The organism is Variovorax sp. RCC_210, assembly GCF_041355175.1.
Lineage (GTDB): Bacteria > Pseudomonadota > Gammaproteobacteria > Burkholderiales > Burkholderiaceae_C > Variovorax.
This window is the reverse complement of record NZ_JBFUPJ010000022.1, coordinates 56,814-75,139: the sequence shown is the minus strand read 5'-3', so window position 1 is coordinate 75,139 and position 18,326 is coordinate 56,814. Positions and strand designations below refer to the sequence as shown.

Below are 18,326 nucleotides of genomic sequence, written 5' to 3'. Positions count from 1 at the left end.
CACCGTTCCATAATCCGCGCATGAGCGATGCCACGCCCGAACAGGACCCCGAACTGCTGCGCCGCCTGCTGCGCGCCAAAGACCGCATGGACGCCGCGTCGCACGAAGAGTGGCCCGTGCAGCGGCTCGCGCAGGTCAGCGGCGTGTCGCAGGCGCATTTCGCGCGCTCGTTCAAGCAGGCCTTCGGCACGCCCCCGCACCGCTACCTGCTCACCCGGCGCATCGAACGCGCGATGACGCTGCTGCGCGAAACCGACATGCCCATCACCGACATCGCCTTCGACACCGGCTGGGCCAGCCTGGGCACCTTCGGGCGCACCTTTCGCGACATCACCGGCGACAGCCCGAGCGCCGTGCGCGCGCGCGGGCGGGCGACCGCGCACCAACTCGGCCGCGTGCCCGTGTGCGTGGTCAACGCCGCACGGCGCCCGCAACTGGCCACCGCAGTTTCGGAGAAGCGGCGCCAGGCCGCCGACGGTACAAACGAGCCCGAACCACAGGAGATTCCATGACACAGGGCATTGAAACCGTCGGCTTGTACGTCCGCGACCAGGACGAAGCACTCGCCTTCTACGTAGACAAACTCGGCTTCCGCGTGCACACCGACGTGGGCAACGGCGACTACCGCTGGCTCACGGTGCAGCACCCGGAGCAGCCGGGCTTCCAGCTCGGGCTGTTCAAGCCCGGGCCGCCCGTGCTCGACGAGGCCACCGCGCAGGCCGTGCGCGCCATCGTCGCCAAGGGCGCCATGCCGCCGCTGGTGCTGAGCGTGAGCGACTGCCGCGCGGCGCATGCGCGCCTGCAGGCGCTGGGCGTGGAGTTCACGCAGGAGCCGGTGGAGCGCTACGGGACGGTGGACGCGGGGTTTCGCGATCCTTCGGGCAATGGGTGGAAGATGATTCAGGCGCGTGGCTGAGGGGTGTGGCCGAGGGGTGTGGCCGAGGGGTGCGGTGCAGGCGATCACGCCGCGGGGTCGGATGCCTTGCGCAGGAACACGGTCGACAAGTCAGGGCGGCCGCGTCACTGCCGCCCACGACTGTGGCGCACCCGCCACTTGACGTCGAGTGCACTCTAGCTCGCCCAATCGCGACTCCAATCACTTTTCAGTTCTGGAGCCGAACCATGCAAGCAAACAAAGCACTCATGCAAGCGATCTTTTCCGAACTGGCGACAGGCAACGGCCGGCCGCTGGTGGACGCGATGGCAGACGACTTCTGCTGGCGCTTCAAAAGCACCGGCCCGTGGCGCGGCAGCTACCGCGGCAAGCAGGCCGTGCTCGATGACCTGCTCGGGCCGCTCATGGCGCAGTTCGCCGACCGCTACACCAACACCGCGCAGCGCTTCATCGCCGAGGGCGACCATGTGGTGGTCGAGTGCCAGGGCCGCGTCACCACCAAGGCGGGGCAGCCGTACCACAACCAGTATTGCTATGTCTGCCGCCTCGAAGACGGCAAGCTGAAGGAGCTGACCGAGTACATGGACACCGCACTCGCCGAGGCGGTGCTGACGCCGCCCGCAAGGTCGGGCACATGAGCAACGGCGGCCTGCGCATCGGCGAGCTGGCTGCACGCAGCGCGCGCAGCGTGCATACCATCCGCTGGTACGAATCGCAGGGGCTGATGCCCGGTGTGTCGCGCGACGCCGCCGGGCGGCGCGTGTACCACCCGATGCACCTGGGCTGGCTGGAGCTGATGGACCGGCTGCGCCGCACCGGCATGTCGATCGCCGAGATGCGCGAGTACACCGCGCTGGTGCGCCAAGGCCGCAGCAGCCTGCGCCAGAGGAAGGAGCTGCTGGAGGCCCACCGCGCGCGGACCGAGGCGACCATCGCGCAGTGGCGGCAGGCGCTGGAACTCATCGACGGCAAGATCGCCTTCTACGACGGGTGGCTGGCCACCGGCGAGCCGCCGCCGCTGCCGTTGCCCTCGCCGTCGCCGCTGCCGTCCCCACATGACGGCGCTTCCACGGCAGCGCCGGCGGTCACTGCGAAGCGCCCCCGCGCACCGCGGCGCTGATTTGTCGGCGGTGCGGTCGGGCGGCAGAAGGTTTCCGGCTTGCCGGCTCGCTCATCGATAGATGCCCAGGCGTTCGAAGCGCTGCATCGTGGTGGTCAACGTCAGCGTATCGGTGGCCGAATCGCACGTCACGTCCGCTGCATGGGCTCCTTGGCTGTTGGTGACGTCGATATGGGTAGCCCCTGCCAGCGGCTCATAGATGGCGTATTCATAGCCGGCATTCGAGAAACTGAACATGACGCCCTTCGCTTGCAGGACAAGGCGAAAGTTTCCCTTCGGATGCTCTCGTCGCTCGGGGAACACGAACTCCGTCTTCGAGCCTCTGCCAGCGCGGTACTGCATGTAGCCCGTCTCGGCACCAAGGTCCTTGGACGCGCACAGCGCGTAGGTTTTTCTCTTCGCCGTGCAGGACCACTCGGTGGTTTCACCCGGCGTGCACAGGCTCGGTTCAGCGATGGCGCTCAGATGAAGAAGCGAAAGTGCGGCGAACAGGAAGGTGGATGAATTTCGCATTGCTTCGGGCCGTTGAGTGCTTGATGGAGAACCGACCGGGCACCGTTGTGCGCGTGCTGCAAAACAGTTGGCCGGCATGAGTTGGCTCCAAGGCTGAACCTTGCCTTCTACAACAGTTCTCGTCGCAGGAAACCGCTTGAGCGCTTGGTAGAAAAGCCATGTCGACACGGTCCTTCGAAGCTGCAACCTACCGCGACCTTTTCCAAGCCCCAGGCGTCGTCCCCACCTCCTGGCGAAAGCGCCGGGTCAGGTGGCTCTGGTCGCTGAACCCCACCTCGACGGCAATGTCCGCCAGCGTCATCGCCGTGACCTGCATCAGCTGCTTCGCGCGTTCAATCCGTTGCAGAAGCACCCACTGGTGCGGCGGCAGCCCCATGCTGGCCTTGAACGCCCGGATGAAGTGGCTGCGCGACAGCCTGCACTCGCGCGCCACATCCTCGATGGACACGTCCTTCGCCAGCTTGGCGCCCAGGAAGTCGATGGCGCGGCGCTTCTGCCAGGGCGCGAGCTGCTGCACGTTCGCCACGCGCCTTTGCGACGCGCCCGTGGCGTAGCGGCCGACCAGGTGCGCGTGGATGGCCAGCGTCAGGTGGTCGGTGAAGAGCCGCGGAAACTCGCCGGGCCGCTCCAGCGCCGGCGCCATCGCGAGGCCCAGGCGCTGCACGACCGGATCGACGACGCTGTGTTCCGGCGGGCAGTGCAGGCGCTGCCCCGCGCGCCGTCCGGTCTCGTCCGCGACCCGGTCGACGCTGTCTTGCGACACGTGGAGCTGCAGGCAGTCGAACGGCGCATCCATGTTCGCGACCCACAAGCGGTCGAGGTCGTAGATCGACAAGGTGCCCGCGCTCACGGCGTCGTGGGGCACCCGTCGGTTGTCGGCCCACAGGTCCGCCACACGGTAGGGCTGCAGCCGGAGCACGACCAAAAATGCCTCGTGCACCGGGTAGGGCTCGGTCACGCCGCTGCCACCGGTCGCGCTGCGCACGCGGGCGATGCCCGGCGCGAGCGGTGACGCACCGGGCTCGCGACCCTGCAGGGTCTCCGCGCCCATGTGCGCCTCAAAATTCCAAGCACTACCCACCCACCACCTCAAATCTTCCGGTCAAGCTGTGCGCGCACCCCGATGCAGGCGCAGCGCCCGCCGACTGTATCTGCCAATGCCTACGGTACGCTGACGTATCGGCTCCATCGGACGCCGTGCGCGTAAGAACGTGTATCGGCTTTCACTCGGCAGGCATGTCGGCAGGCATGTCGGCAGGCATCTCGGCAGGCACCGCGCCAGCCACCCCATGCGCCGGCACCGCATAGCCCAGCGGCGCGAGCGCGGCCTGGATGCGCACCATCTGCGCCTCGCTGACCAGCTTGCCCAGCAGCTTCTGGAAGCGCGGCTCCAGCGTGCCGGAGACGATGTATTGCCAGCGGTAGGCCTTCAACAACGTGGCGCTCACCTGCTCCGCGTGCGTGCCGTCCTGGGCCATTCCGCTGGCCTGCAAAAAGTAAGCCGCGTCCGCCTTGGCCTGCCCTTGCAGGATGCCGTCGACGCCGCCGACGAGCGCGATCAGGTCGTCCACCGCAGCGTCGCGCTGCGCCTGCAACGCGAGTTTGGCGTCCTCGCGCTCCCATTCGAGCTCGTCGATGATGGCGTGCTGCGACTCTTCGCGCCAATGGAACAGGAACACGTCCTTGAACAGCGGCGACAGGCCCTCGGCCGCCTCGATGCTGGCGCGGTAGTGCGCCTGCGAGAACAGCTCGATGTGGCACGTGAGCGCCAGTACGGCCCAGGTGCACTTGCCCAGCACGAACGCGGCCACGTCGTTGGGCGACACGCCGAACGTGTAGCCCGCCGGCATGTCGCGCGCCACCAGCTGCTCGATGCGCCTGAAGAGCGCCTGGTGCTTGAGCTCCTCGTCGGTGAAGCGCACGATGGCTTCGAGCGCGGTCTGGTCGCCCAGCCAGTGGTCGCGGCTCACCTCCAGCATCTTGGCGCCGATGAAGCGCTCGACCAGCCCGAACATGTTGGCGTAGGTGCGGCCCTGCACCTGGCTCATGAAGCGGTGCTGCGCCGGGCTCAGAAAGGGCAGTTCGTCGGCCAGCGACAGTCCGTCGGGCAGGAAGGTGTGCGACAGGTCGAAGGTGCGGCCCCGGATCACGTCGCGGTCGATGTCCCAGCGGATGCGCTTGGAAACTTCGATGGTCTTGGCGTAGCGGGACACGTCGAGGGCAGCAGGATGGTTTTGCATGGCAGTTCCTTTGGCGTGGGTCCGTCGGATCGACGTGCACGAAGAATCCACCCACGCGGGCCGCTGCGCATGGGGCGCTTGTCCCATGTCTTCGGCTGTGACAAATCCCCCGCGCCGCGGGCTGGGACTCGTGGCCCAGCCGCAGGACAATCGGGCATGCCCGGTGCATCCGGTTCACCTTCGCTCCCCCGCCAGAGCCTGCGCTTCTGCACCGCGGCCGACGGCACCCGCATCGCGATCGCCTCCATCGGCGCGGGCGCGCCGCTGGTGCGCTGCGCGCACTGGCTGAGCCACGTCGAGCATGACCTGCACAGCCCGGTCTGGCGGCCGTGGCTGGCCGAGCTCTCGCGCGACCACCGGTACATCCGCTACGACCAGCGCGGCTGCGGCCTGTCGGACAGCGCGGTGACCGATTTCTCGCTGGACGCGTGGGTCGGCGATTTGGAAGCCGTGGTCGACAGCCTGGGGCTGCGCCGCTTTTCGCTGATCGGCATGTCGCAGGGCGGCGCGGTGGCCATTGCCTTCACGGTGCGCCACCCCGAGAAGGTGTCGCACCTGGTGCTGCCCGGCGCCTACGCGCGCGGCGCGCTACGGCGCGGCACCGGCAGCACCGGCGATGCTGCCGATGCGGAGCGCCTGGAGGCCGAAACCCTGGTCAACCTGATCCGGCTGGGCTGGGGGCGCAACAATGCCGCCTTCCGACAGGTGTTCACCAACCAGTTCATCCCGGGCGGAACGCCCACGCAGCACCAGTGGTGGAACGAGCTCGAGCGGCTCACGGCGAGCCCCGAGAACGCCGCGCGCACGCTCGAGGCCTTCCACCGCATCGACGTGACCGCGCTGGCGCGCCAGGTGCGGGTGCCCACGCTGGTGCTGCATGCGCGCGGCGATGCGCGCGTGCCCTTCGACGAGGGGCTGCGTCTGGCGGCGCTGGTGCCGGGGGCGCGCTTCGTGCCGCTGGACAGCGACAACCACGTGCTGCTGGACACTGAACCGGCGTGGGCCACCTTCCTCGCCGAACTGCGTGCCTTCCTGGGCACCGACCCGGCCGATGTGGGTGGCGGCGCCGACGCCGGTGATGAAGCGCTGACGCCGGCCGAGCGCGAGGTGCTTCGCCTGGTGGCCGTGGGCCTGGACAACCATGCCATCGCACGGCAGCTGCACAAGAGCGAGAAAACGGTGCGCAACCAGCTCTCGAGCATCTTCGACAAGCTGGGCGTGCACACGCGGGCCGAAGCCATCGTGTACGTGCGCGACCGGGCGCCTTGACCTTCGGGCGTGCGCGGCACTGCGGTGCTATCGCTGCGCGGTGCTGGCAAATGCCGGGAGCGGCGCAGGCATCGCCGAGGCCAGCGGCTGCGGTATCGCGACGATCACGACCGCGCCCGCCACCGCCGCCATGGCAGCGGCGAAGGTGATCCACAACCCACCGGAACGCCGCTTTCCGGGCGGCCGCGTACCGGCGGGCGCGATGAAGTGCATGCGTGCCATGGCCCAACCTCGCCACGCCTCACCACACATCGCGCGGCCGAGGCCACTCGGCCGCCGCGCGGTGCGACAGCCCGATGTCCTGCAGCGTGCGCTCGTCGATGGCACGCAGCTCGCGGCGCGCCACGGCGCGGCGGTGACGCTCCCGCAGCGCATCGGCAAGGCGGCGCCATGCCAGCGCGGGCCAGCGCGGCGTGCAGGCGTGGTGAACGGCGTCGTAGAGACAGCTCAGCAAGTGGTACATGTCAACCTCCGGAAGCGGATGCAGATGCGGACACAGACGCGGACGCGGGCGCAGCCGCGTGCATTGGCGAACCTGCGAAACGGCTGCCGGGCGACGGCACCGTGTGGATGCGCTCCACCGACCGGCGCACCGGCCGGCGAACGCGCTCCACGGCCTGCAGCAGCGTCAGGTGCAGCACGTCGCGCTGCGCATGGCTGCCGCCCAGGCGGTGCGCCAGCGCCGGCAGGCCGGCCAGCAGGCCGATGGCGCGCGCATGGTCGCCGTGGCCGAACGCCACCAGCGCGCGACAGGCCGGCAGGCCGAGCTGCCGCGTGGTCTTGCCGTGGCGCGTGGGCCGCGTTTCGCTGACGGCCAGCGCGCGCTCCAGGCTCCGCGCGCGGGCCCAGTCGCGCGCGCCCACGAAGGCCAGCATCGCGTGCACGTCGGTGAAGCTGCAGAAGCCGTCGGCGATGTGCGCCTCCCACGCGTCGCAGAGCTCTTCCCAGCGCGCGCCGGCGTCGTGGCCGCGCAGTTGCAGCCGCCACAGCAACGCCGAGGCATCGATGAGGTCGGCGATGGCGCCCGAGCGGTCCGCGCGCACGCGCTGGTCGTACACGTCGAGTGCCGCCGCGGCCTGGCCGCGTTCGATGAGGAACAGCGCCAGGTGCCACCAGCAGTGCGTGGCCACCGCGCTGTGGTCGGCCCAGCAGGCGCGGTGCTCGTGCAGCCAGCGCAGGCCTTCGTCGGCGCGCCCGGTCATCTCGAAGACGTGGGCCATCACGTGGTGCGCCCGCGCGTCCTGCGGGTTCAGCGCCAGCGCCGCGCGGGCGTCGCGCTCGGCGCCCTCGCTGTCGCCGCATTCGACCAGGCCGAAGGCGTGCATCGACAGCACCGCGTGGTAGCCGGGCACGGTGGGCGACCAGGCCGGCAGCAGGCTCGCCACCCGGGTGTTCATGCGCTCGGCGTCGCCGGTGAGGTAGTCGAGCGCATGGGCCGCGTGCACGGCGAGCGCGTCGCGCGGGTCTTGCTGCAGCAGCTCGCCGAGCGTCTCGCGCGCGAAGTCGTAGTTGTCCGCCAGCACGCTCGCGATGGCCGCGAGGTGCGCGGCCTCCCGCTCGTTGGCGGCGAGCCCCGCCGCGCGATGCAGCACGGGCCGCGCCGCCTGCACGCGCCGCCGGTCGCGGCTGCACAGCAGCGTGTAGGCCTGCAGCACATGCGCCATGACGAAGCCGGGCGCCTGCGCCAGCGCCTGCTCCAGCAGGGCCCCGGCGCCGCTGCGCCAGGCGAGCACGGCGGCGAGCGCGCTGTCGTAGGCGGCCAGCGCCGCGGGCGTGGCGCCGGTGAGGTACAGGGTGGGGGTCGGGGTGGGGGTCGGGCTGGCCTCACCCACCTGGAACGCTGCCTGCAAGGATGCCGATGTGGATGCCGCACTCATGACGCGCCCTCCCCCAGCGCACCGGCTTCGGCCTCGACCACCGGCACGATGTTCAGGTTCATGCGAAACAGGTTGCCCGCGTCGTAGCGCCGCTTCAGCGCCTGCAGCCGCGGGTAGTTGGCGCCGTAGCTCGCGGCCACGCGCTCGCCTTCGTCCTCCGTCAGGAAGTTGACGTAGCCGCTGCCGGTGGCGTGCGGCGCGGCGTCTTCGAAGGCCTGGCGTGCCCATTCACGCACGCGCTGGTCGTCCTTCGCATCGGACCAGCGGCCATGCACGTTCATGATGAAGCGCGCGTCGCGCCCCACGAAGGCGGTGGCCGTGGGCGCGACGCGCGACATCGCGCCACCCAATTGCGCCAGGAACACCTCGCACTCCGGGCCCGGCAAGCGCGAGGCCGAAGCGATGACCGCGTCGAGCGCCGCGTCGCTCAGCGCGGCGAAGTTGTTCGACTTCCAGTAGTTGCGCCCGCCCGGTGCCAGCAGCGGATCGAACGCGGTCTGAAAAGCCGCGTACGGCGTGGGCCCCAGCGCCACGGCCAGCGGGGTGCCGAAGCGCGTCACCGGTGCCGCCACCTGCTCGCCCTTCGCGACATCGCCGCAGTACACCAGCGGCAAGATGACCACCTCGGTGCCGTGCACTGACTCGGCAAGAAACGGCAGCGGCGGCGCCTTGCGCATCACCGCCCACACGCTCAGCTCGTCGGGCGCGCCCTCGCTGAAGTCGCGCCACGCGCGCAGCACCTGGCGCGCCTGCGCGAACGGGTACACCACGAGCCCCGCATACACCTCGGGCCCGACCGGGTGCAGCCGCAGCGTGAACGAGGTCACCACGCCGAAGTTGCCGCCACCGCCGCGCAGGGCCCAGAACAGCTCGGGCTCCGCGCTGGCCGACACCTCGTGCACGGCGCCGTCGGCCGTGACCACGGTGGCGCCGATCAGGTTGTCGATGGTCATGCCGTGGCGGCGCGTGAGCCAGCCGAAGCCGCCGCCGAGCGTGAGACCCGCCACGCCGGTGGTCGAGTTGATGCCCAGCGGCACGGCCAGCCCATGGGCCTGCGCCGCGCGGTCGAGGTCGCCCAGCAGCGCGCCGGGGCCGACCTGCGCGGTGCGCGCGGCGGCGTCGATGCGCACGCCCGACATGCCCGACAGGTCGAGCATCAGCCCCTCGTTCGCCACCGCGTTGCCGGCGATGTGGTGGCCGCCGCCGCGCACGCTCAGCAGCATGCGGTGCGCGGCGCCGAAGCGCACGGCCGCCTGCACGTCGGCCACCGTGAGGCAGCGCGCAATGAGCGCGGGGTGCCGGTCGACCGTGGCGTTCCAGACCTTGCGGGCGTCGTCGTAGCCCGCGTCGCCGCGGCGCAGCACGCCGCCGCCGACCTGCGCCGCGAAGGCATCGGCCGCGGCCTGCGGCAGGGGCTGGCGTTGGTTGTCCAGCGAGAGGTAAGACAGCGATTGCATGGTGTGCTCCTTCAATGAATGTGACGATGTGAAACCCGGCGCAACGTATTCCGCAGGGCGTTGGCGAGCAGTGCGAACGGCCCCCATGGCGCCTCGCCCGACCGCCATGCCGACTTGACCCACGGCCACACGCAGATGGCCAAAGCAAAGAGTTGCGAACTCACGATGTGTGGACTCCGGTGCGTACCAGCGCAACGCGGCTGGGATGCAATGGATTCTGAAAAGCACGTGCGTTCGTTTTGCTTCAGCGGCGCGCCCTTCTTGTTTCGTTTGTTTCACGTGCGGCAGGGCCTTGGCGGGCCTGCCGGTCTACGCTTCGCGGTGGCCAGGGAGCGCGAGCGAGCAAGAGGAGGGTTCATGACCCCGAAGGCGAACATCCTGGTCGTCGACGACGAGCAGGAGATCCGCGAAGTCATCGAGGAGTACTTCGTCTCCCACGGCTACCGCGCCCTCGGCGCCGCCAACGCCGACGCCGCGCGGGCGCTGGCGGCCGAGCACCTGGTCGACCTGGCGCTGGTCGACATCCACATGCCCGGCGAAGACGGGCTGAGCCTGGCGCGCCACCTGCGCGAGCGCTACGCGCACGTGGCCATCGTGATGCTCACCTCGGCCGACACCGTGACCGACCGCGTCGTCGGGCTGGAGATGGGCGCCGACGACTACGTGCCCAAGCCCTTCGACCCGCGCGAGCTGCTGGCGCGCGTGAAGAGCGTGCTGCGCCGCACCGCGCCCGCGCGGCGCGCGGAGCTGGGCGCGCAGCGCGTGCGCATCGGGCGCTGCGTGCTCGACCTGGCGGCCCACCGCCTGAGCGACGACACGGGCACCGAGGTGCCGATGTCGCCGCTGGAGTTCGACCTGCTCAAGGCGCTGGCCGAGCACCCGAACCGGCCGCTGTCGCGCGAACGCATCCTGAGCTCGCACGGCCAGCGCGACCTGGCGCCCTTCGACCGCAGCGTGGACCTGCGCATCATGCGGCTGCGCAAGAAGGTCGAGCCCGACCCGGAGCATCCGAAGTACATCCGCACGCTGCGCAATGCGGGCTACGTCTTCATTCCCGACGGACGATGACACCCGAACGAGGCCTGCATGACCCCCCGTTTGAAAACCCTTGCCGACAAGCTGCTCACGCTGCTGCTGGCCATCGCGATGGCCGTGCTGCTGGTGCTGCCCGGCTGCTCGCGCGAGCCCGAATCGCCGCTGCGCATCGGCACCAACGTGTGGATCGGCAGCGAGCCGCTGTACCTCGCGCGCGACCTCGGGCACCTGCCGGCCAAGTCGGTGCAGCTGCTGGAGTACCCCTCGGCCAGCGAGGTGCTGCGCGCGTTCCGCAACCAGGCCATCGACGGCATGGTCATCAGCCTGGACGAGCTCTTCGGGCTCGCGGCCGAAGGCATGGCGCCGCGCGCCATCCTGGTGGTCGATGTGTCGCACGGCGCCGACGCCATCGTGGGGCGGCCCGGCACGGCCTCGATGACCGACCTGCGCGGCAAGCGCGTGGCGGTGGAAAGCGGCGCGCTGGGCGCCTTCGTGCTCAGCCGCGCGCTCGCGCTGAACGGCATGCAGGCGAGCGACGTCACGGTGGTGCAGATGGAGTCCAACGAGCAGCCCGGCGCTTTCGAAAAGGGCCAGGTGGACGCGGCAGTCACCTTCGACCCGTACCGCGCGCAGATGCTCGCGCACGGCGCCGCCACGCTGTTCGACAGCACGCGCATTCCGGGCGAGATCGTCGACCTGATCGCGGTGCGCCAGAGCGTGCTCGACAAGCACCCGAAGACCACGCAGACGCTGCTCGCGGGCTGGTTCAAGGCCATCGACTACCTGCAGCGCGACCCCGCCGACGCGGCCCGTCGCATGGGCATTCGCCAGCAGACCACGGGCGAGCAGTACCTGGCCGCGCTGCGCGGGCTGCACATTCCGTCGCGCGACGAAAACCTGAGGATGCTCGGCGGCAGCGCGCCCGAGCTGGTGCCCACCGGGCGCCGCCTGATGGACCTGATGCTGCAGGCCAGGCTGCTGCCCTCCCCCTTGAAGATCGAGGACGTGCTGGCGCCCGCGCCGCTGCAGAGCCTGCCGCCGTGAAGTTGCGCCTGTCGACGTCGCTCAAGGTGACGGTGCCGCTGATCCTGCTGGGGTTCGCGGCCATGCTGAGCACCTTCATCCTCCTGTACCACGTGCCGCAGGCCGAGCGCGCCACCGAAGACCGCAGCCGCGAACGCATCGCGCAGGAAATGTCGCGCCTGCAGAGCACGCTCGAATACCTGTCGCTGCGCGGCGACCTGGTCGCGGCGCAGCACGAGATCGCGGTGCTCGCGCACAACCACGACATCGTGCTCGCGGCCATGACCGACGAGCGCAACGTGGTCGTCGCCGCCACGCGGCGCGCGTGGCTGGGCCGGCCGGTGGCCGAGGTGCTGCCGGAGTTCGACTTCGTGCAGGCCGCGGGCGCCATGCGCGAGCACCGCGCTCGCGTGACGACCGACGCCACGGGCAAAGAGCTGCTGGCCTACGCCGGCATCCTGATGGGCAGCCGCGAGCGCGAAGAGCTGCGCCCCTCGCAGCGCGGCAGCCTGTTCCTGGCCTACGACCTCGCAGGCCCCAAGGCCGAGGCGCGCGCGCAGGTGGTGCAGCAGTCGCTGTACTGGGCCGGCTGCGTGACCGCGCTGGCGCTGGCCATGTGGCTGGTGTTTCATTTCCTGCTGACGCGGCGCACCGCGCGCCTGGTGCATGCGGCGGAGCAACTGGCCGCAGGCAACCTGTCGGCGCGCAGCCGCTTGCGCGGCAACGACGAGCTGGGCCGGCTGAGCCGCGCCTTCGACGCGATGGCCGAAAAAGTCGCGAGCACGCAGAACCGGCTGCGCCACGACATCGCGGAACGCGCGCGCGTGCAGCAGGCCCTGCAGAACAGCGAGGCGCGGCTGCAGCAGATCTTGAACAACACCACCTCGGTGGTGTCGGTGAAGGACACCAGCGGCCGCTTCCTGTTCGTCAACCGGCAGTGGGAGCACCTGTTCCACCTGCCGCAGGCCGAGGTGCTCGGGCGCACCGAGGCCGAGCTGCTGCCGCAGGCCAGCGCGGGCGACTCGCGCAGCAACGACCTCGCGGTGCTGGAGCGCAACGCGCTCGTCGAGTTCGAGGAAACCGCGCCGCTGGACGACGGGCTGCACACCTACATTTCCATCAAGTTCCCGCTGCACGACGCCAACGGCAACGCGTATGCGGTGTGCGGCATCTCGACGGACATCACCGAGAAGAAGCGCTCGGCCGAAGAGCTGGCGCGCCAGCGCGAGGCCCTGCACCAGCGCGAGAAGCTGGCCGCGCTGGGCTCGCTGCTGGCCGGCGTGGCGCACGAGCTCAACAACCCGCTGGCCGTGGTGGTGGCGCGCGCGGTGCTGCTGGAGGAACAGGGCGATGCCAACACCCGGGCCATGGCGGCCAAGATCCGCGTGGCGGCCGAGCGCTGCGCGCGCATCGTGCGCAGCTTTCTCGGCATGGCGCGCCAGCAGCCGCCCGAACGCGGGCCGGTGGCGCTGCACGAGGTGGTGGCCGCGGCGCTCGACATGACGGCCTACGCCATGCGCACCAGCGGTGTCGAGGTGGTGCTCGACGAGGCCGGGGACCTGCCGCCGATCCTCGCGGACGCCGACCAGATCCACCAAGTGCTGCTGAACCTGCTCATCAACGCGCAGCAGGCGCTGCAAGACCAGCCGCCGCCGCGCCGCATCCGGCTGCGCACGCGCCACGACGCCACGGCGAACAGGGTGCGCGTGACGGTGTCGGACAACGGCCCCGGCATTCCGCCCGCGCTGCGCACCCGCGTGTTCGAGCCCTACTTCACCACCAAGCCCACGGGCATCGGCACCGGCGTGGGCCTGGCGGTGAGCCTGGGCATCGTGGAGGCGCACGGCGGCGAACTCACCGTCGACAGCCCGCCGGGCGGCGGCGCGGTGTTCGACATGGCGCTGTCCGTGGGCGACCCGCACGAGACGGCGGCCGGGGCCGGAGCCGTGGCCCCGGCGCCTGTGAAGGCCAAGGCGAGCATGCGCCGCCACAAGATCCTGATCGTCGACGACGAGACGGAGGTGCGCGAGACGCTGGCGCAGATCCTCGCGGGCACCCGGCACCGCGTGGTGGCGGTGCGCACGGCGCGGGACGCGCTGCGCCACATGGCGCAGGAGCCCTACGACGCGATCCTCACGGACATGCGCATGCCCGACCTCGACGGCCGGGCGCTGTACAGGGAGATCGAGCGGCGCTGGCCAGACCAGGCCGGGCGCGTGGTGTTCGTCACTGGCGACACGCTGTCGGCGGTGCTGAACGAGTTCGTGTCGGCCAGCGGGCGCCCGGTGATCGAGAAGCCCTTTCTGCCGAGCGAGGTGCGCCGGGTGGTGGCGCAGGTGGTGGCGGTGGCGGCGGCAAGCAACGGCTGAGCGGCTTGCCGCCGCGGCCCGCGATCAGGCCAGTGCCGTGCCGAACGTGGCCAGCAGCCGCGCCCATGCGCGTTCGGACTGGGCGGCGTCGTAGACCTGCGTGTCCGGCGGGCACCAGCCGTGCGCGGCCGGGTACACCTCCACCTCGGCCTGCAGCTTGGCGCTGTCGAACGCGGCGCGCAGCGTGGCCTTGGCCTGCGGATCCTTGGTGTCGTCGTTCTCGGCCACGGCGATCAGGTAGCGCGCCTGCGTCTGCGCGACCAGGCGGTGCGGGCTGTCGGGCGCCGCGGTAACCATGGCGGCGCCGTGGAAGGTGCCGACCGCGCCCACGCGGCCGGGGGCCACGGTGGCGGTGCGCACCGCGATCGGGCCGCCCATGCAGTAGCCGGTGGTGCCCAGCTTGCGCGCCTTGTCGACCTCTTTCTGCGCATCGAGCCAGGCCACGAAGGTCTTGCCGTCGCTCAGGTGCATGGCCGGCGTCAGCGCCTGCATCAGCGGCATCACCTCGGCGATGGGCGTCTGGCCGCCTTGCGCCGCGGTGGGCGCCTTCTTTTGCCGGTAGAAGGGGTTCACCACCAGCACGCTGTAGCCCGACTCGGCCAGCCGCCGGCCCATTTGCCTGAAGGCGGGACGCAGGCCGAACACGTCGGGCCACACCAGCACGCCGGGTGCCGCGCCCGCCGTGGGCGCGACGAAGTAGGCGTCGCAGGTGCCGTCCGGCGTGGTGATGCTCACCTCGCGCTCGGCCACGGCCACGGCATTGGCCACGCCGGGCAGCGCGGTCAGCAGGCCGGCGGATGCGGCCCACGTGCCGAAGTCGCGGCGGGTGTACTTCTTGAGTTCTTCCTGGTCGTTCAGATCACACACGGTTGTTTACCTCTTTAGGAATAGGAACACATAGGACGTCAGCTTGTGCCACGAATCGTGGCGGCTCGCAAGGCGAGCCAGAGAAGTCGGGTCAACGCCAGCCCAGCGCCGGCGCCACCTGGGTCAGGATGGTCTCGATGACGTGCGCGTTGTACGCCACGCCGAGCTGGTTGGGCACGGTGAGCAGCAGCGTGTCCGCCTCGGCGATGGCCTCGTCCTGCGCCAGCTGCTTCACCAGCAGCTCCGGCGCGGCCGCATAGCTGCGCCCGAAGATCGCCTGCGTCTGCTCGTCGATGAAGCCGACCGTGTCGCCCTCCTGGCCGCTGCGCCCGAAGTACATGCGGTCCTGGTCGTTCACCAGCGCGAAGATGCTGCGGCTGACCGACACGCGCGGCGTGCGCGCGTGGCCGGCTTCTTTCCAGGCCGCGCGGTAGGCGCGGATCTGGCGCGCCTGCTGCACATGAAAGGGCTCGCCGGTCTCGTCGGTCTTGAGCGTCGAGCTTTGCAGGTTCAGGCCCAGCTTCGCGGCCCAGACCGCCGTCGCGTCCGAGCTGGAACCCCACCAGATGCGCTCGCGCAGGCCTTCGGCATGCGGCTCCACGCGCAGCAGGCCGGGCGGGTTGGCGAACATCGGCCGCGGGTTGGGTTCGGCGAAACCTTCGCCGCGCAGCACGTCCAGGAACGCCAGCGTGTGCTCGCGCGCCATGTCGGCGTGCGTGCGGCCTTCGTCGGGCGCGTAGCCGAAGTACCGCCAGCCCTCGATCACCTGCTCCGGCGAGCCCCGGCTCAGGCCGAGCTGCAGGCGGCCGCCGGCGATCAGGTCGGCCGCGCCCGCGTCCTCGGCCATGTACAGCGGGTTCTCGTAGCGCATGTCGATCACGCCCGTGCCGATCTCTATGCGGCGAGTTTTGGCGCCGATGGCGGCCAGCAAGGGGAACGGCGCGGCGAGCTGCCGGGCGAAGTGGTGCACGCGAAAGTAGGCGCCGTCCGCGCCCAGCTCCTCGGCCGCCACGGCCAGTTCGATGGACTGCAGCAGCGCGTCGGCCGCAGAGCGTGTCTGTGACTGGGGCGACGGCGTCCAGTGGCCGAACGACAGGAATCCGATCTTCTTCATGGAGGTGCTTTGCGGGAGGGGGGCTTGGATCTTGGGTCCGCGCCCGGATACCTTGAGTAAAAAGCGTCCGGCGGGGGCGGGGTGCAGGCACTTTGCCCTTCCGTCAAAGACCGGGTGCGCGGGCGGTTTATGGCTTTTTGCGCAGGGCCCCGCAAGGACCTGACTTCGTCACTGCTTTGTCATGGATACGAAACGTTAAAAACATAACATAAGTACACATTTATTCTGCAGTTGCTGCTTCCATGCCCGAAACCTCCGAGTATTTGAGCGATTTTCGGCCCCGTTTCCGTCAACCCTGCGCCGCCGACCTGTGCACGGCCGTGCCGTGCATGACGACCGAGGAAACGAACGAGAAGGTCATGGACGTCTTCAACCGGCACCGCGAACTGGTGAGCCTGCCGGTGGTCGAGGCGGGCCAGCCCATCGGGCTGATCAACCGCAACATCTTCCTGTCGCAGATGAGCAAGCCGTTTCGCGTGGAGCTGTACGGCCGCAAGAGCTGCATCGCCTTCATGGACAAGGACCCGCTGGTGGTCGACGCCGCGCTCGACCTGGAAGCCCTGACCTTCAAGACCGTGGCGTACGGCGAGAAGGCGCTGTCCGACGGCTTCATCATCACGCGCGACGGCGAGTTCGCGGGCGTGGGCAACGGCCTGCAGCTCATGCGCGCAGTGGCCGACCTGCAGGCCTCGCGCAACCGCCAGGTGATGCACAGCATCGAGTACGCCAGCGTGATCCAGCGCTCGACCCTGCGCAGCTCGCTCGACGCGCTGGCCCGCGCCTGCCCCGAGGCCCACCTGGTGTGGGAACCGCGCGACGTGGTGGGCGGCGACTTCTACCAGTTCAGCACCGCCGAAGACGGCTGGTTCGCCACCGTGGCCGACTGCACGGGCCACGGCGTGCCGGGCGCGTTCATGACGCTGATCGCGTCGTCGAGCCTGACCCAGGCCATCGAGCAGCATGGCGCGCGCGACCCGGCGCGGCTGCTGGGCAGCGTGAATCGCAGCATCAAGCAGATGCTCGGGCAGATGGACGGGCACGACGAAACGCCCGGCTCCGACGACGGCATGGACGCCGCCTGCTTCTGGTTCGAGCCCGCGCAGGGCCGGCTGGTGTTCGCGGGCGCGCGGCTGTCGCTGTTCGTGCTGCGCCCCGGTGCCGAGGCCGTGGAGCTGGTCGAAGGCCAGCGCAAGGGCGTGGGCTACATGGACAGCGAGTTCGACTTCAGCTGGCACAACCAGGAGCTGCTGCTGCCCGCGGGCACGCTGGTGTTCGTCAGCACCGACGGGCTCATCGACCAGGTCGGCGGCCCGCGTGCCATCGCCATGGGCAAGCGCCGCGTGCGCGAGCTGCTGCTGGAGCAGCGCGAGCGCAGCCCCGCGCAGGTCAACCAGGCCGTGCTCGACGCGCTGCAGGCCTGGCAGGGCGAGCACCACCGCCGCGACGACCTGACCTTCTTCTGCTTCCGCACCTGAACCGCCGAACCGCCCGAACCGAACCCGCCCGAACCCAACTGAAGCCCGACCGCCACGACACGGGAACCCGCCCATGCCCTGCCCCCCTCTCGCCGACAAGTACGGCTCCTTCTTCAACCTGGCGCGCCAGCACCAGGTCATCTTCTACTACGTGGGCTACTTCTCGCAGCACATCGTGGCCGCCATGTCCGACGCCGTGAAGCTGCAGCTGGAGGTGGCCGGCGTGGCCGGCCCCACGCGGCGCAAGCTGTTCTCGTCGTTCGTGGAAATGGCGCAGAACATCATTCATTACTCGGCCGACACGCTCACCGCGGCCAGCCTTGAAAGCGGCGAGCTGCGCCACGGCTCGGTGTGCATCCGCCGCGAGAGCGACGGCGGCTTTCTGCTGCTGTGCGCGAACCCGGTGGCGCCCGACATCGCGGACGCGCTGCGCATGAAGCTGGAGACGCTGCGCAGCATGACGCTGGAAGAAATCAAGCAGGCCTACCGCCAGACGCTGCGCGAGGAAACGCCCGAAGGCAGCAAAGGCGCGGGCATGGGACTCCTCACGGTCGCTCGCGACGCCCGCGAGCCGCTGGAGTTCGACTTCGACGCTGCCGACAGCGCCGGCGGCGCTTCGGTGTTCTACCTGAAGGCGGCGATCTGACCCCGCGCAGGCCCGGCAACGAATCGAGATCACAGATGGAAAACCTCTACATCGCCCCGACGCCCAGTTCCCCCCAGGTGGACTTCAGGTTCGACACCCGCACGCTCAGCCTGCGAGGCGAGTCCTACCCCGAGAACGCCGCCGCCTTCTACGGCGAAGTGATCGCCAGGCTGAAGGACTACCTGGCGCAGCAAAGCGGCAGCCAGATCGACGTGCACATCGCGCTGGCCTACTTCAACAGCTCCAGCACCAAGATGCTGTTCAACCTGATCGCGGCGCTGAACGACGCCGTGGAAGCGGGCAACAAGGTGGCGCTGAACTGGTACCACGACGAAGAGGACGACACCATCCTCGAGTTCGGCCAGGAGCTGAGCGAGGACTTTCCCGCGATCGACTTCGCCAGCCACCCCGTGAAGGCGAGCTGAC

At 69.9% G+C, this 18,326-nt stretch carries 20 protein-coding genes; 11 read left to right on the top strand and 9 right to left on the bottom strand.

The window, feature by feature from the left end; translation table 11 throughout:
* Nucleotides 1-20 precede the first annotated feature (20 nt).
* The 4 genes from AB6807_RS36870 (at nucleotide 21) to AB6807_RS36855 (ending at nucleotide 2,015) form a co-directional block, all read left to right on the top strand.
* Complete coding sequence (locus AB6807_RS36870; protein ID WP_371088457.1) at nucleotides 21-512, top strand: helix-turn-helix domain-containing protein; 492 nt, start codon at nucleotides 21-23, stop codon at nucleotides 510-512.
* The gene (locus tag AB6807_RS36865; protein ID WP_286516490.1) at nucleotides 509-916 is read left to right on the top strand and encodes a VOC family protein; all 408 of its coding nucleotides are present in this window, start codon (nucleotides 509-511) and stop codon (nucleotides 914-916) included. Before AB6807_RS36870 ends, AB6807_RS36865 begins: the two co-directional genes overlap by 4 nt.
* A gap of 206 nt (nucleotides 917-1,122) precedes the next feature.
* Entirely contained in the window at nucleotides 1,123-1,533 is a 411-nt protein-coding gene (locus AB6807_RS36860) for a nuclear transport factor 2 family protein (protein ID WP_371088456.1), read from the top strand.
* Nucleotides 1,530-2,015 carry a MerR family transcriptional regulator gene (locus tag AB6807_RS36855; RefSeq protein ID WP_371088455.1) on the top strand — a complete coding sequence of 162 codons (486 nt, stop codon included), beginning with the start codon at nucleotides 1,530-1,532 and terminating at the stop codon, nucleotides 2,013-2,015. Before AB6807_RS36860 ends, AB6807_RS36855 begins: the two co-directional genes overlap by 4 nt.
* Nucleotides 2,016-2,066: 51 nt before the next feature.
* Here the strand turns inward: AB6807_RS36855 and AB6807_RS36850 are convergent, their stop codons facing one another.
* The 3 genes from AB6807_RS36850 to AB6807_RS36840 form a co-directional block, all read right to left on the bottom strand.
* Nucleotides 2,067-2,528: a hypothetical protein gene (locus tag AB6807_RS36850; RefSeq protein ID WP_371088454.1), complete on the bottom strand. Its 462-nt coding sequence runs from the start codon at nucleotides 2,526-2,528 to the stop codon at nucleotides 2,067-2,069.
* A gap of 187 nt (nucleotides 2,529-2,715) precedes the next feature.
* Nucleotides 2,716-3,579: a helix-turn-helix domain-containing protein gene (locus AB6807_RS36845; RefSeq protein ID WP_371088453.1), complete on the bottom strand. Its 864-nt coding sequence runs from the start codon at nucleotides 3,577-3,579 to the stop codon at nucleotides 2,716-2,718.
* A gap of 172 nt (nucleotides 3,580-3,751) precedes the next feature.
* The gene (locus tag AB6807_RS36840) at nucleotides 3,752-4,768 is read right to left on the bottom strand and encodes a hypothetical protein (protein ID WP_371088452.1); all 1,017 of its coding nucleotides are present in this window, start codon (nucleotides 4,766-4,768) and stop codon (nucleotides 3,752-3,754) included.
* Between the two features lie 156 nt (nucleotides 4,769-4,924).
* On the opposite strand from AB6807_RS36840, the gene AB6807_RS36835 reads away from it, so the two are divergent.
* The gene (locus AB6807_RS36835) at nucleotides 4,925-6,037 is read left to right on the top strand and encodes an alpha/beta fold hydrolase (protein ID WP_371088451.1); all 1,113 of its coding nucleotides are present in this window, start codon (nucleotides 4,925-4,927) and stop codon (nucleotides 6,035-6,037) included.
* Between the two features lie 27 nt (nucleotides 6,038-6,064).
* On the opposite strand, the gene AB6807_RS36830 is transcribed toward AB6807_RS36835, so the two are convergent.
* From AB6807_RS36830 to AB6807_RS36815, 4 genes are read right to left on the bottom strand one after another with little or no spacing between them, the layout of a single operon-like run.
* Nucleotides 6,065-6,259 carry a hypothetical protein gene (locus AB6807_RS36830; protein WP_371088450.1) on the bottom strand — a complete coding sequence of 65 codons (195 nt, stop codon included), beginning with the start codon at nucleotides 6,257-6,259 and terminating at the stop codon, nucleotides 6,065-6,067.
* A gap of 19 nt (nucleotides 6,260-6,278) precedes the next feature.
* The gene (locus AB6807_RS36825) at nucleotides 6,279-6,500 is read right to left on the bottom strand and encodes a DUF1127 domain-containing protein (protein ID WP_116913726.1); all 222 of its coding nucleotides are present in this window, start codon (nucleotides 6,498-6,500) and stop codon (nucleotides 6,279-6,281) included.
* A gap of 1 nt (nucleotide 6,501) precedes the next feature.
* Nucleotides 6,502-7,914: a tetratricopeptide repeat protein gene (locus AB6807_RS36820; protein WP_371088449.1), complete on the bottom strand. Its 1,413-nt coding sequence runs from the start codon at nucleotides 7,912-7,914 to the stop codon at nucleotides 6,502-6,504.
* Nucleotides 7,911-9,371 carry an FAD-binding oxidoreductase gene (locus AB6807_RS36815; protein WP_371088448.1) on the bottom strand — a complete coding sequence of 487 codons (1,461 nt, stop codon included), beginning with the start codon at nucleotides 9,369-9,371 and terminating at the stop codon, nucleotides 7,911-7,913. Before AB6807_RS36815 ends, AB6807_RS36820 begins: the two co-directional genes overlap by 4 nt.
* A 357-nt stretch (nucleotides 9,372-9,728) precedes the next feature.
* Between AB6807_RS36815 and AB6807_RS36810 the strand changes: the two genes are divergently transcribed.
* From AB6807_RS36810 to AB6807_RS36800, 3 genes are read left to right on the top strand one after another with little or no spacing between them, the layout of a single operon-like run.
* Nucleotides 9,729-10,439, top strand: a complete 711-nt coding sequence (locus AB6807_RS36810; protein WP_116913723.1) for a response regulator — start codon at nucleotides 9,729-9,731, stop codon at nucleotides 10,437-10,439.
* 18 nt (nucleotides 10,440-10,457) lie between these two features.
* A complete protein-coding gene (locus AB6807_RS36805) occupies nucleotides 10,458-11,450 on the top strand; it encodes an ABC transporter substrate-binding protein (RefSeq protein ID WP_371088447.1) in 993 nt (330 codons plus the stop codon).
* A complete protein-coding gene (locus AB6807_RS36800) occupies nucleotides 11,447-13,798 on the top strand; it encodes an ATP-binding protein (RefSeq protein ID WP_371088446.1) in 2,352 nt (783 codons plus the stop codon). The genes AB6807_RS36805 and AB6807_RS36800 overlap by 4 nt, the downstream gene beginning before the upstream one ends.
* A 24-nt stretch (nucleotides 13,799-13,822) precedes the next feature.
* Here the strand turns inward: AB6807_RS36800 and AB6807_RS36795 are convergent, their stop codons facing one another.
* Both AB6807_RS36795 and AB6807_RS36790 read right to left on the bottom strand, forming a co-directional pair.
* Nucleotides 13,823-14,665, bottom strand: a complete 843-nt coding sequence (locus AB6807_RS36795; RefSeq protein ID WP_116913719.1) for a dienelactone hydrolase family protein — start codon at nucleotides 14,663-14,665, stop codon at nucleotides 13,823-13,825.
* A gap of 91 nt (nucleotides 14,666-14,756) precedes the next feature.
* Entirely contained in the window at nucleotides 14,757-15,779 is a 1,023-nt protein-coding gene (locus tag AB6807_RS36790; protein WP_371088445.1) for an LLM class flavin-dependent oxidoreductase, read from the bottom strand.
* Nucleotides 15,780-16,021: 242 nt separating this feature from the next.
* On the opposite strand from AB6807_RS36790, the gene AB6807_RS36785 reads away from it, so the two are divergent.
* From AB6807_RS36785 to AB6807_RS36775, 3 genes are all read left to right on the top strand, one after another.
* Nucleotides 16,022-17,254, top strand: a complete 1,233-nt coding sequence (locus AB6807_RS36785) for a SpoIIE family protein phosphatase (RefSeq protein WP_286516503.1) — start codon at nucleotides 16,022-16,024, stop codon at nucleotides 17,252-17,254.
* A 73-nt stretch (nucleotides 17,255-17,327) separates the two neighbouring features.
* Nucleotides 17,328-17,900 (top strand): SiaB family protein kinase, encoded by a 573-nt coding sequence (locus AB6807_RS36780; RefSeq protein ID WP_116913716.1) that lies wholly within the window; start codon nucleotides 17,328-17,330, stop codon nucleotides 17,898-17,900.
* A 35-nt stretch (nucleotides 17,901-17,935) separates the two neighbouring features.
* A complete protein-coding gene (locus AB6807_RS36775; protein WP_371088444.1) occupies nucleotides 17,936-18,325 on the top strand; it encodes a DUF1987 domain-containing protein in 390 nt (129 codons plus the stop codon).
* Nucleotide 18,326 lies beyond the last annotated feature (1 nt).